This window comes from Rhizobium indicum, from assembly GCF_005862305.2.
Lineage (GTDB): Bacteria > Pseudomonadota > Alphaproteobacteria > Rhizobiales > Rhizobiaceae > Rhizobium > Rhizobium indicum.
In genome coordinates this window covers 852,313-864,891 of record NZ_CP054022.1, presented here as the reverse complement: position 1 = coordinate 864,891, position 12,579 = coordinate 852,313, and the positions used below count along the sequence as shown (strand labels likewise).

The following is a 12,579-nucleotide window of genomic DNA, read 5'->3' as shown; positions in this document are numbered from 1 at the left end:
GAGAAGCACATACGATGTGCAAAAAGGAGTTCTGGAAAGATGGATTGGGACAATATCAGGGTATTTCTGCACATCGCTCGCACTGGCCGGGTTATCGATGCGGCAAAGGCCCTGGCGCTTGACCACTCAACTATCAGCCGCCGTCTAGCCAAGCTCGAGGAGAGCCTCGGGGTTCAGCTATTCGAACGGGCCGGGCGGCGGTTGCGCATCACGTCGGCCGGCGAAGATCTCAGACGCTCGGCGGTCAAGCTGGAATCGATCGTCCTCCAGGAGATCGGCGGGCTCGGTGCCGAGACGACAACCGGCATGACGGGCCGCGTGCGGATCGGTGCGCCGGAGGGGCTCGGAGTAGGTTACCTCGGCGGACGCATTGCAGCCATCATGCAAGACTATCCGAACCTTGACATCGAGCTTGTTGCTTTACCTCAGACCTATTCGCTTTCTTCGCGGGAAGCCGACATCGCTATTTCGCTCGATCGCCCGGAAGAAGGCAGCCTGGCGACACGCAAGCTGACCGATTATGAGTTGGGCTTTTACGCCACCCGTGACTATCTCGGGCGAAACGGCTTTCCCCAGACGCTGGACGATTTGACCGGCCACACGCTCTGCGGCTACATCGCGGGGCTTCTCCACACGAGGGAGCTTGCCTATCTCGACATTGCGGATCTGAAGCCGGCGATGCGGTTCACGAGTACGAGCATCATTGCCCAATGCGCCATGATTGAAAGCGGCATGGCAATGGGCGTTCTGCCGGCCTATCTTGCTGCAGGAAAACACCTGCTTGTCCCGGTCCTGCAGCCGTCGTTCCTCTTGCGCCGCAGCTACTGGCTGTCGGTTCATGAGGACCTTCGGCGTCATGCCCGAATTCGCAAGACTGTCGACTTACTCACCGCGGCAGTTCGAAGGGAAAGATCGTTGTTTGCTAAGGCTTCTTCGACACGCGATACGTCAGCATCGTAACATGCCTCTATCCGGACCATCAAAAGGGGTTTCAACATAGCGTCCTATATTGTCCGCCAGCAGAGGCAGTCCGTTCTTTGGAATTCCGACATCCCTCAGGCGCACGGGCAGGTTCAGGTGTACAGGCAACAATCCCAATCCTTCGCTGAAGATCAAGAGCCGGAATTTTCAATGATGCCGAAGGTAGAGGACTGGGTTTCGGGTTCAAATCTTTTCAAGAGCTTTTAAATGCTCTCCCGCTATCGGCGCCCATTGCGGACCCATCCGAGGCATCGATCAACGATTATGTCGCCGATTTGTCGAAGGTGTCTCAGCTGTGGCTTCATCAACCGCCGCTATCTGCCGATTCGCCTTCCTGGCAACGCGGCGACCTCGTCCAGCAGCCATGCGCGGAACGCCCGACAGGGCGGAAGTCCTTCCTGCTCAGTGGCGCGACCGCATGATAGGCGCTGGTGCTTTTGACCTGATGTGGAAGGCTTGAACGAGCTGGCCATTTGCGAGCTCGGAGTCGATGAGGAAAAGCGGCGCAACGCGAGCCCCAGTCCGGCAATGCAGGCTTGGGCCATGTTGCTAAACTGTTCGAACCGCATGGCCTGCGATGGGGTGCCGGTGACTTGGAGGATTTCAAGAAATGGCTCGAGGCCTGGGACGCCATCCGCAGCAGCGACAGGCGAAGCAGATCTTCGGCCCTCACGATTGGATGTGACCTGAGAAAAGACGGGGACGCGATCGGTGCTACCATCTCGTTCATAAGAAATATGCTTTCCGCACCGGGCCAATCGGGCTGGCCGATATGAATCGCCATGTCTATGTCGCACGGTCGAAATCGAACACGCCTATGTGGGAATGGCCGCAAAAGGAGCAACTGTTGTCGGTGGAGATGGCGAGATTTGCGCGTTGCCTTTCCCTGCGTATTTTTTAGGCGCCAAAATGTGATTTTGTGATATTTATAGAAATATCTGATCCGCTTATTCTGCCTGAGCAATAGATAAATGCTGAAAAATTCACCATTCTTGAGATTTTCGCTAGCGCCGCTGCGATCGAATTTTCCGAAAATGCACTTATAATCAACAGAATACAAGTCGTCGGAGTCGGCTTGCGGCGAGAGTATGGCATTGCGGTTTTCTAATTTACGAGAGCCCATTGAAAAAGGAAAAAATGCCCGATATCGTGGAATAATAAGAAAGCCACATAAAACCACAAAAAGGGAAGCAGCTTATGAATGACATCAGCAGACGCAATTTCCTCGCCGGGCTTGGTGCGGCTGGCACGGGTGCCGGTCTCCTGCAGATCAACCCGGATTTTCTGTTCTCCTCGGCCTTTGCCCAATCGGGTAAGGCAGTGGTGTTCCTGTCGGCGGAAAACATTACGGGCAACTGGGACCCGACCGGTCACACGACGCTGTCGCAGAAGAATATCGAAGGCTTCGTCATGGGTTTCTTGACGCGGACGCCGATGACTGTCGAAAAGCCCGATGAAGTGGTCTATGAACTGGCCACCAGCATCAAGCTTCTCGATCCGAACAAGCTCGAGATCAAGCTGCGCGAAGGCGTCAAATTCCACGACGGCAAACCCTTCAAGGCCGAAGACGTCAAGGCGACCTTCGAATACGGCTCCAGGCCGGACCGCCCGGCCCAATTCTATCCCGGCCCGACCGAGACGCTTGTTATCACCACCCCTGACGACTACACGGTCATCGTCGATACCTCCAAGGGCGGATATCCGGCCCATCTGTTCATCTTCCTCGCCTCATACCTGCCGATCATGTCGGCGACCGATGTCGCCGGCGGCCCGACCGGCCCGCTGACGCAGCGCCTGAACGGCACCGGCCCGTTCAAGTTCGTCAAGCAGGAAGGCAATGCCACGATCCTCGAAGCCTATCCTGATTATTTCCTCGGTACGCCGAAGATTCCGGGCATCAGCTTCAATTTCGTCGGCGACAGCACGACACGCATGTTGTCCCTGCTCAACGGCCAGGCCTCGATCGTCGAGCGTCTGGAACCGGAACAGGTGACCTCGCTCGAGGGCAACGACAAGATCGCCATCAGCAGCGTCGTCTCGGTCGAGAACAAATATCTCTGGTTCCGCTGCTCGAAGGCGCCGTTCGACAACCCGCTCATCCGCAAGGCGGCCTGCCACGCGATCGACCGTTCGATGATCGTCGAAATTCTGGGCTCGGCCGGCCATGCTTCGTCCAATTACGTGTCGCCGGTGAAGTTCGGCTATGTCGACCTGCCGAACTATCCGGAATACAGCCCGGAAAAATGCCAGGCGCTGCTGGCCGAGGCCGGCTTCCCCAAGGGCGAGGGTCTGCCGCCGCTGGAATACATCACCTCCGTCGGCTTCTACCCGAAGACCAAGGAGTACGGCGAGGTCATCACCGCCATGCTGCAGGAACAAGGTTTTCAGGTGTCGCTCTCCGTTCTGGAAATCGCCGCCTGGAACGAACGCCTCTACGATCGTCCGGGCGGCGGCCCCGGCCATATGGTCGATTGCGGCTGGTCCACCGGTTCGCCCGAACCCGACCTCGTGCTGCGCACGCATTTCCATTCGACCTCGAAGCGCATCACCGGCATCGTCGACAAGGAACTCGACGCGACACTCGACAAGGAGCGCAGCGCCCCGTCGCTCGATGAGCGCAAGAAAATCCTGCAGACCGAAACCATGCCCATGCTTGCCGAAAAGGTGCCGGCCCTGTCACTGTTCACTTCGGTGATGATCCACGCGATGGACAAGTCGCTGGCCGGTCTCTTCATCTATCCTGACGGGTCCATGGACGCCTCGAAGGCTGCGTTCGGCTGACGCTGGCTTGCGTTTTCCGCGGCACCGGAGGCCGGCGCCGCGGAGATTTTCGTTTCGCTCATGATGTCAACAAACGACCGAGACCGTCGCCGCTCAGGGCGGATCGCTCCGATTGCTGCCAGGATATGACATGTTCATTCTCAGTTTTCTGGTTCGACGGCTGGCGCAAGGTGCACTGATCGTCTTTCTGGTGACGCTGCTTATCTTCACGCTGCTGCGTGTGGTTCCCGGCGATCCGGTCCGGCTGATGGCCGGCGGCATGGCGCCGGAAGCGCTGATCGAGCAGATCGCCAAGGACATGGGCCTGCGTGATCCCATCCTCGTGCAGTTCGGCCGCTACATGAGCGGCGTCGTCAGGGGGGATCTCGGGCAATCCTTCGTGCGGCCTGCAAGCGGTGCTTCCACCGGCGGTTCCAGTTTCGGCGATTCCACCCGCGGCGAGCGCGCCGAAGTGCTAACCCTGATCGGCGACACCCTGCCGATGACGCTGCAACTCGGCGGACTGGCAATATTTTTCGCCCTGGTCTTCTCCTCTCTCGTCGGCATTCCCGGCGGACTGGCGCCCGGACGATGGCCGGATCGCGTCGCCTTCTACATTTCCTCGATTTTCATATCGCTGCCGAACTTCTGGCTCGGCATCGTCCTTGCCATGCTTCTGTCGGTCAAGCTCGGTTGGCTGCCGGCGATCGGCTACTCCGGCTTTGCCTATACCATCCTGCCGGCGATCGTTCTTGCCGTCGAACTGGCGCCGGTGCTGATCCGACGCTGACCGGATCGGTGGCTACCGTGATGATGGAGCCCTTCATTGCAGTCGGCAATGTCCGCGGCCTTAGCCGAAGCCGCATCATCGTCGCCCATGCGCTGCGGAATGCCTCCGTTCCGCTGCTCAACCTGATCGGCATCCAGATCAGCGGCCTGCTGGGCGGCGTCCTCGTCGTCGAATTCATCTTCGACTATCCGGGCCTTGGACTTTTGACCATCACCGCCGTGCTGCAGCGAGATTTCCCGCTGATCCAGGGGATCGCCATCGTCACCAGCGCGATCTTCGTCTTCATCAACATCGCAGTCGACCTGATTGCCACCATGATCGATCCAAGGTTGGAATATTGATGAGCGTGACAGAGACAGACATGCCGGCGAACCCGGTTCCGGCAACACAACGCGGTGCTTCGGTGGCGCGGCGTATCTGGCGGATTGCCCTTGCCTCCAACGAATTCCGTGTCGGCGCTGCGATTTTCATCGTTTTAGTTCTGGCGGCCCTGCTTTATCCGCAACTGAGCGGCATCGACCCCACGAAGATGAGTGTCGCCACGCGCCTGCATGCGCCGCCGTTCATGGGCGACAAATGGAGCTGGACGGCGCCGCTCGGCACTGACCAGATCGGCCGCGACATGCTGGTGCGCAGCCTTGTCGGCCTGCGTTACTCGTTGCTGATAGGGCTTTCCACCGTTCTCGTCATGCTGATTATCGGCTGTTCGCTCGGCACGATCGCCGGCTACTATGGCGGCCGCGTCGACATGGCGATCATGCGCCTGACCGATGCCCAGCTGTCGATCCCGATGATCATCCTGGCGATCACCGTGCTTGGCGTCTCGCGTCCGACGATCCCGGCGATCATCCTCGTCCTCGGCCTGTCGAGCTGGCCGGTCTATGCCCGCGTCACCCGTAGCGTCGTGATGACCGAGCGCAAGCGGGAATATGTGCGCGCCGCCGAAATCTATGGTGCGTCCGATTTCCGCATCATGGTGCGCCTGCTGGCGCCCTTGGTACTGCCGCCGATCATCTTCGTGTCGGTGCTCGATGTCGCCCGGATGATGATCTTCGAATCCATCCTCGGCTTCATCGGGTTGGGCGTTCAGCCGCCGACGCCGACCTTCGGCAACATCATCGCCGACGGCCGCAAGTATCTGCTCAATGCCTGGTGGATCGCCACCATGCCGGGCGTGTTCCTGTGTCTGTGCCTGACCAGCATCAACCTGATGGGCGCATCGCTCGAACGGGCTCGCAATCGTATCTATGGAGGCAAATCGTGACTGGCACACCGCTTCTGCAGGTTCGCGATCTGAGCGTTGGCCTGGAAACGGGCGCTAGCATGCGTCCGATCATTTCCGATATCGACTTCGATCTGGCCCCGCGCGAAATTCTCGGAATCATCGGCGCGAGTGGTGCCGGCAAGACCGTGCTCTCGCGTGCACTCGTCAACTGGATCGATCCGCCGCTGAAAGTCACCTCCGGATCGGTGGTCTACAAATCCCAGAACATCCTCGATCTGCCGGCACAGAAGCTGCGCACGCTGCGCCGTGAGATCGCCTATGTCGGCGCTAATCCGGCGGGGGCTCTCGATCCGACCCTGCCGGTCGGCCAGCAGATCGTCGAGAAACTGCGCGCGGTCGCACCGGAGATTGCGCATGAGGAAGCCAGGAAGCGGGTCATCGATCTGCTTGGCGCGGTGCGCATCCCTTCGCCGCAGATGCGTTATCACGAATATCCATCGCAATTCAGCGGCGGCATGATGCAGCGCGCCCTGATCGTCGATGCGCTGGTAAGCAATCCGGCTTTCCTCGTCGCCGACAATGTGACCCAGCCGCTTGATGTTACGGTCGCCGCCCAGGTGCTGCGCCTGATGCGGGAGTTGACCACGCGTTTCGACACGGCGATCGTCTTCATATCCTCGTCGCTGCCGCTGGTGAGCGACGCTGCCGATCAGATCCTGGTGCTGGCCGAAGGTAAGGTCGTGGAGCGGCAGGCAACGAAGGCACTCGTCAACACGCCGGAGCATCCCTATACCCGCGAGCTGATCAGCCAGATCCCGAAGATTTGGACGAGCGAAGCTGTTACCATCGACCTGCCGGCTGAGACCCGCGAGCCGATCATCAGCATTCGCGATGCCACGCGTTCCTACCGGGTGCGCAAGCGCGGCACCTTTGCCAGCTACAGCACCGTGCGTGCCGTGCGCAACGTCACCTTCGACGTCTTTCCGGGCGAGAACTTCGGCATCGTCGGCGAATCCGGCTGCGGCAAGTCCACTCTCATGCGCTTGCTCAGCCGGCTGGAACGGCCCGATAGCGGCCAGGTCCTCTGCGACGGACAGGATATCACCAGGCTTTCCGGCAAGGGGCTTTTGAAATTCCGGCGCGATTTTCAGCTGGTGCTGCAGGATCCCTTCAATTCGCTGCCGCCACGCACCGCCATCGGCGCCATCATCGAGGAGCCGCTGAAGACGCACGGCATCGTCAGGGGCGCGGAGTTGCGTGACCGCGTGCTCTCCGTGATGCGTGAGGTCGGCCTGCCCGGTACGCTCTACGATGAGCTTCCGCTGGGTTTGAGTGCCGGCCAGCGCCAGCGCGTCAACGTCGCCCGCGCCATGGTGCTGGAGCCGAAGGTGTTGATCATGGACGAGACGCTGTCGTCGCTTGACCAGACCGAGCAGTTCAAATTGCTGAAGCTGTTCGAGCAGTTGCAGGCCCAGCACGGCCTGACCTATGTCTACATTTCTCACGATCTGGCGATGGTACGGCGTGTCTGCAATCGCGTTGCGGTCATGTATCTTGGCGAAGTCGTCGAGATCGCCGACAACGGCCGGCTGTTCTTCGATCCAGGCCATCCCTACACCAAGGCCTTGCTCAGCGCCGTGCCGACGCTGGAGGAGCGCCGCTACAAGCCGGAAGAGTGTCTGCTGGAAGGAGAGCCGCCAAGCCCGATCGACCTGCCGCCCGGTTGCAGTTTCGCCAGCCGCTGCCCGAACGCATTCGGCCGCTGTCACAAGCAAAGCCCGGTCCTGACCGCCCGCGGCAACAAGGATCTGGCTGCTTGCTTTTTGGTGGAAAACACGCTTTCCCATGCCGCAGCTTGAAACCGCAAATTGCATCGAAACCCGGGGGGATCAGAGGATGAAAGAAACAGCAACTGCGGCGGGACACGCCTGTTCGACAGACTTGCCCATGGGCTTGTGACCGGGAAAGCCCTCATGACCGACCATCCCCAGGCACGTCTGCAACACATTCTCGAAGAGCTGGCCAAGCATGGCCGGGTCACGGTCAAGGAACTGGCGACGGAATTTTCCGTCAGCCCGGAAACCGTGCGCCGCGACCTGAAGCAGCTGGAGATGGAAGGGCACCTGCGCTGCATCTATGGCGGCGGCGTGACGCCGCGTCGGGATGCCGATCAGCCGATCTCGCAACGCATGCGCGTCAATGCCCGTGAAAAGGCAAAAATAGCAACCCTCGCTGCCAGGGAGCTGCGCGACCATACCAAGATCTTCCTCGACAGCGGCACGACGATGCTGGCGCTGTCGCGCTATCTAGTCGATCGGCCGCTGATCAATATCTACACCAACTCGCTGGATATCATCCAGACCTTGTCGGGGGTGGAATCCAATAACGTGGTCGCGGTCGGCGGCGTTCTGCGGCCGAGCTACCGGGCGTTTCTCGGCACCGATACGCTCAATGTGATCCGCGAACATCTCTTCGATATCGCCTTCGTCAGCGCGGTGACGGTCGATGTCAATCTCGGTTTCATGGACCTCGGCGAGGACGAGGCGCTGGTGCGCCGGGCGTTGCGCCGCCATGCCAAGCAGGTGGTGATGCTCGCCGACAGCAGCAAGTTCGGCCGCCAGGGTAATTTCTGCACCTATAATTTTCGTGACGTTGATCTGCTCATCACTGATGCGCCTCCGCGGGCAGATTTCCTTGAAAAGTTGGAAGAGGCGCGAGTGAAGGTGATTTATGCTTGAAACCCGCAACGAGCCGGCATCCCTGCCTGAGGTCGATGCCGAAGCCCTGCACCGGATGATGGAGGAAGTCTCCGTCTTCGGCGGCGGGCCGGGTGGTGCGATGACGCGGCTGACCCTGTCACGGGAAGACAAGGCGGCACGTGACTGGCTGGCGAACTGGCTGAAGAATTCGGGCCTGCGCCTGGAGATCGACCCGATGGGCAACATGTACGGCTTCCTCGATTGGGCCGGGCCGGATGCACCTCTGGTCATGAGCGGGTCGCACCTCGACAGCCAGCCGAACGGCGGCCGCTTCGATGGCGCCTACGGCGTGATTGCCGCCTGCGCGGCGATGGACGCCATACGCAAGCAGGTTGCCGCGGCTGGGGTCACGCCGAAAGTCAATTTCTGCATCGTCAACTGGACCAACGAGGAGGGCGCCCGCTTCCAGCCGAGCCTTCTCGGCAGCGGCGTCAATGCCGGCGAACTGACACTCGATTTCGCGCTCGCCCGCAAGGATGGCGACGGCATTTCCGTCAATCACGCTCTTGATGACATCGGTTATGCCGGCACCTTCGGCCCGGTTATTCCCGATGCGCTGATCGAACTGCATATCGAGGGTTCGGCCGAGCTGGAAAAGAACGGCATGCGCTTTGCCATCTTCAACCGTTTCTGGGGCAACGTCAAATACCGGCTCGCCTTCATCGGCCGCCAGGCGCACACCGGCCCGACGCCGATGGCCGAGCGCCATGACGCGCTCCTGGCCGCGGCCTACCTGATCGCCGAGTTGAAGGGTTTTGCCGACCAAGCCGGGATCGACCTGCACACCTCCTGCGGTCGTCTCGAGGTCTATCCGAATTCTCCCAACGTCGTGCCCGGCGAGGCGGTGATGTTCATCGAATTGCGCTCTGCCAAGCCCGATGTGTTGGCCTGGGCGGAAGCCCAGCTCAACGAGAAAGCTGACCTCTGCGCCAAGAAAGCGGATGTCGGCTTCGAGGTCCGCTCGATCGACCGCCGCCGCGCCGGGAACATGGACGAGCGACTGGTTGCCCTGGCCCAGGATACTGCTGCCGGCTTCGGCCTTGAAACCTTGTTGCTCGACACCATCGGCGGACATGACGCGGTCAGCATGACGGCCGTTTCCCCGGCCGTTGTCATCGCCGTGCCGAGCGTCGGCGGCGTCATCCACCACCCAACGGAGTTCACCACGCCGGAAGACCGGTTGCTGGGCGCGGAAATCCTCAGCGCCATGCTGTGGAAATTCTGCCTCAACGGCAACATCCTGAAAACCATCGACTGAAGGATTGGGAGCATGAAGGCACTCGGGCAAGCATCCACAGTGGATGAGAAGGCGGCTGAAGCCGCCATCCGCGCCGTTTCGGGCTGGGCAAACGCCGATATGCGTTATGCGCCGGGCATTGCGGGTGTCGCCTCGCCGACGCACCGTGCCGTCGACAGCCAGAACTGGTTCGTTGCCAGGGGAGATGCGCCCGCCACCTATTTCCTGAAAATTCTCCATACGGACCAGTCGGATTTCATCGATCTGGAGAGGTCCGTTAGCGCCGCGCGTCAGGCTTCAACCCTGGGCCTGACGCCGGCGCCCCTTTGGCACAGCCCGGAAATGTCGGCGGTCGTTTTCGACCGCCTGTCGGAAGCCTGGCATACCGCCAGAATGGACGACCTGCGCAAGCGCGATGTTCTGGAAAGTGTCATCGCCGCCAAGAGCGCCCTGCATGGCAGCAGGCCGCTTGGCGAAACGTGGACAGTGTTCGACCGCATCCGCGTCGTCGAAAAAGCGCTTGCCGATGCAGGCATCGCAGAGGTTGCCGCAGACGGATGGTGGATGCGCGAATGCGTCGGAGATATCGAAGCGGCGATCATCGCTACCGGCTTCGATGAAAAACCAGCCCATGCCGACGGTCTTGCCTCCAACATCATGATCGCGCCGGATGGTAGAGTGCAACTGGTCGATTTCGACGAGGCCCGCAATGTCGATCCGTTCTACGACATCGGCATCCTGCTCAACGAGGCCTTCCAGTTCGACAGCGAAATGCAGCCGGCGCTCGAAATCTTCGAGGGACAATTTCGCCAGACGTCGCTCAACCGCTGCCGCCTTTACGGCATTGCTGACGATCTCTTCTGGGGCATGTGGGGCATGCTGATGGACAGGGTTTCGCCGCGCGGCGGTATCGAATTCCTGAAATATGCACAATGGCGCCTGTTGCGCTGCCGAATGGAGCTTCGCAATCCGCGTTTCGAATTCATGCTCCGCACACTCTGAGGGATCAAACCATGGAAAAACGATTGGGGGAAGCGACAAACGAGGCGGAAGGGGAAATCGAATCCCTGCTGCGCGAAATTGAGCCGTGGTCTGAACGTGAACTCCATTACCGTCCGGTGCACGGCGGTATCAGCAATTCGAACTGGCGGGTCAGGGTCGCTGGCGAACAGGGCCATTTCTTCGTCAAGGTGCCCGGCCGCGGCACCGAGATGTTCATCGACCGCAAGGCGGCGCTGGACGCCAGCCGCCGGGCGCAGGACCTCGGCATTGGCCCGAAGATTTATGAGTATCTCGCTGACAAGGGTGTCGAGATCGCCGACTATATCGAAGGTCGGCGTGCCTGCACCAACCGCGATTTCCAGGATCCGACAGTGCGCAAAGCCGTCGTCGGGCTCTACCGCACCTTCAACGATTCAGGCCGCTTGCCGCTGACCAAGACGGTCTTTGACATGATCGACGAGCATATCGAGCAGGTGCGCGAATTGGGCGGTGCCTTTCCGATCGATTTTGCCTGGCTTTACAAGCAATACCGGCTCGCGCGCGCAGCTCTCGAAGCTTCCGGCATTGATCTCGTTGCTTGCTTTAACGATCCTATGGCGGGTAATTTTATGGTCGCCGACGACAAGTCGCTGATGCTCATCGACTACGAATATGCCTCCAATAACGACCGTTGCTACGATATCGGCATTTGGTGCGGCGAGATGTTCTTCTCCGATGCCGTGGAGGCAGAGGTCATAGAGGAATATTTCGGCCGCTTCGATCCGCGAATGAAAGCCCGTCTTGCCGTGCATCGGGCGCTTGCCGATGTGAAATGGTCGACTTGGGCCATGGTCCAGAATGTCGTCTCGGCGCTCGATTTTGATTTCTACAAATATGGCGCCTGGAAACACATGCGCGCTCGCGTGGCCATGCAGGATCCGCGCTGGGTCGAGTATCTCAAGGCCGTTTGATCCGGTGGATTTTTCAGATGATCGGCGGAAAACCTGACTCGAATTCCAGCGCATTTCTTAGGCGCGCGATAATCGCATGAGCATGCCACTCTGGCATAGTGTGGTGGCCGTCGTCTGCGCTTCGCGCCGGGTGACGTCCGAATATTTGATTTTGCCGGTCACCGTCTTGCCGCTGATGTCCTGCGTCTCGCAATAGCGCCAGACTTTCTCAGCAAGCGGCTTCTCGGCTCACAAGCGCGAGGGTGCGTGTTTCGGTAGACAAAGACCCGCGATGCGACGATGGCATCTTGGTAACGCGGCCGCAACGGCTGTGCAATTGCCTAATGTCGTACAATCGTGCCAAGGCGAACTACCAAATACCCCGGACCTCCAATTTGAACCAAAAGGTCTGCGCTCATCTCCCTGTCAGTGACGACCTTAATTTTGGTCCATTTGTCTATCTTTGTATCAAGGGGTACGGGTAAGCCCTCTCGCAGCAAGAGGGTAAGGTCAGGTGCTCTATCCGACTTATATATGCAAATCCTCATTCGCACGGCGCCCCTCACTGCACAGATGTGTGACAGTTATATTGCGCTGCATTATCAACTATTGCAATGCCGCAAACTTTACGCTCCTCATCTTCATTCCCGACTGTCAAATTGGCAACGGCAGCACCATATGTGGTTTTATGGAGCCTCGAGTAACGCCGCGTGAAAAGGAAGTACTAACGCTCATGTGCGAGGGAAAAAGCGCCCAGGAAATTGCGATAATCCTGGGTTGTTCCGCCTATACGGTGCGCACGCACATCGGTCGCTTAAAGGACGAGTTCAACGTTTATAAGGACACTGCGTTGATCGCCGCCGCTTTCCGCAAGAGGATCATCGAATAGGAACCAC

At 59.6% G+C, this 12,579-nt stretch carries 9 protein-coding genes and 3 pseudogenes; 10 read left to right on the top strand and 2 right to left on the bottom strand.

Going from position 1 to position 12,579, the window contains the following annotated elements; translation table 11 throughout:
* Nucleotides 1-39: 39 nt before the first annotated feature.
* Nucleotides 40-960, top strand: coding sequence for a LysR family transcriptional regulator (locus FFM53_RS28365; protein WP_138331148.1), 921 nt, complete (start codon nucleotides 40-42; stop codon nucleotides 958-960).
* Between the two features lie 335 nt (nucleotides 961-1,295).
* Here the strand turns inward: FFM53_RS28365 and FFM53_RS36565 are convergent.
* A pseudogene (locus FFM53_RS36565) lies at nucleotides 1,296-1,806 on the bottom strand (LysR substrate-binding domain-containing protein); the annotation flags it as partial.
* A 372-nt stretch (nucleotides 1,807-2,178) separates the two neighbouring features.
* Here FFM53_RS36565 and FFM53_RS28360 point away from each other — a divergent pair.
* The 8 genes and pseudogenes from FFM53_RS28360 to FFM53_RS28325 all read left to right on the top strand — a co-directional run bounded on the left by FFM53_RS28360 (nucleotide 2,179) and on the right by FFM53_RS28325 (nucleotide 11,704).
* Nucleotides 2,179-3,762 (top strand): ABC transporter substrate-binding protein, encoded by a 1,584-nt coding sequence (locus FFM53_RS28360; protein ID WP_138331149.1) that lies wholly within the window; start codon nucleotides 2,179-2,181, stop codon nucleotides 3,760-3,762.
* Nucleotides 3,763-3,892: 130 nt separating this feature from the next.
* A pseudogene (locus FFM53_RS28355) lies at nucleotides 3,893-4,872 on the top strand (ABC transporter permease).
* Nucleotides 4,872-5,795, top strand: a complete 924-nt coding sequence (locus FFM53_RS28350) for an ABC transporter permease (protein WP_171598350.1) — start codon at nucleotides 4,872-4,874, stop codon at nucleotides 5,793-5,795. The pseudogene FFM53_RS28355 and the gene FFM53_RS28350 overlap by 1 nt, the downstream one beginning before the upstream one ends.
* Nucleotides 5,792-7,615, top strand: a complete 1,824-nt coding sequence (locus FFM53_RS28345) for an ABC transporter ATP-binding protein (RefSeq protein ID WP_138331151.1) — start codon at nucleotides 5,792-5,794, stop codon at nucleotides 7,613-7,615. Before FFM53_RS28350 ends, FFM53_RS28345 begins: the two co-directional genes overlap by 4 nt.
* 114 nt (nucleotides 7,616-7,729) lie before the next feature.
* Nucleotides 7,730-8,494: a DeoR/GlpR family DNA-binding transcription regulator gene (locus FFM53_RS28340; protein WP_138390773.1), complete on the top strand. Its 765-nt coding sequence runs from the start codon at nucleotides 7,730-7,732 to the stop codon at nucleotides 8,492-8,494.
* Nucleotides 8,487-9,773, top strand: a complete 1,287-nt coding sequence (locus FFM53_RS28335) for a Zn-dependent hydrolase (RefSeq protein WP_138390774.1) — start codon at nucleotides 8,487-8,489, stop codon at nucleotides 9,771-9,773. Before FFM53_RS28340 ends, FFM53_RS28335 begins: the two co-directional genes overlap by 8 nt.
* Before the next feature lie 12 nt (nucleotides 9,774-9,785).
* Complete coding sequence (locus FFM53_RS28330; protein WP_138390775.1) at nucleotides 9,786-10,754, top strand: phosphotransferase; 969 nt, start codon at nucleotides 9,786-9,788, stop codon at nucleotides 10,752-10,754.
* An 11-nt stretch (nucleotides 10,755-10,765) separates the two neighbouring features.
* The gene (locus FFM53_RS28325; protein ID WP_138390776.1) at nucleotides 10,766-11,704 is read left to right on the top strand and encodes a choline/ethanolamine kinase family protein; all 939 of its coding nucleotides are present in this window, start codon (nucleotides 10,766-10,768) and stop codon (nucleotides 11,702-11,704) included.
* Between the two features lie 131 nt (nucleotides 11,705-11,835).
* On the opposite strand, the pseudogene FFM53_RS36940 reads toward FFM53_RS28325, so the two are convergent.
* A pseudogene (locus FFM53_RS36940) lies at nucleotides 11,836-11,923 on the bottom strand (hypothetical protein); the annotation flags it as partial.
* Nucleotides 11,924-12,272: 349 nt separating this feature from the next.
* Here FFM53_RS36940 and FFM53_RS28320 point away from each other — a divergent pair.
* On the top strand, nucleotides 12,273-12,572 hold the full coding sequence (locus FFM53_RS28320; protein ID WP_425504960.1) for a helix-turn-helix transcriptional regulator: 300 nt from the start codon (nucleotides 12,273-12,275) through the stop codon (nucleotides 12,570-12,572).
* Nucleotides 12,573-12,579: the final 7 nt, after the last annotated feature.

Excerpts from the sequence above, each read along its gene's own strand:
- FFM53_RS28365 (WP_138331148.1), top strand. The coding sequence starts at position 40 with ATGGATTGGGACAATATCAGGGTATTTCTGCACATCGCTCGCACTGGC.
- FFM53_RS28360 (WP_138331149.1), top strand. The coding sequence starts at position 2,179 with ATGAATGACATCAGCAGACGCAATTTCCTCGCCGGGCTTGGTGCGGCT.
- FFM53_RS28325 (WP_138390776.1), top strand. The coding sequence starts at position 10,766 with ATGGAAAAACGATTGGGGGAAGCGACAAACGAGGCGGAAGGGGAAATC.
- FFM53_RS28330 (WP_138390775.1), top strand. The coding sequence starts at position 9,786 with ATGAAGGCACTCGGGCAAGCATCCACAGTGGATGAGAAGGCGGCTGAA.
- FFM53_RS28340 (WP_138390773.1), top strand. The coding sequence starts at position 7,730 with ATGACCGACCATCCCCAGGCACGTCTGCAACACATTCTCGAAGAGCTG.
- FFM53_RS28335 (WP_138390774.1), top strand. The coding sequence starts at position 8,487 with ATGCTTGAAACCCGCAACGAGCCGGCATCCCTGCCTGAGGTCGATGCC.
- FFM53_RS28350 (WP_171598350.1), top strand. The coding sequence starts at position 4,872 with ATGAGCGTGACAGAGACAGACATGCCGGCGAACCCGGTTCCGGCAACA.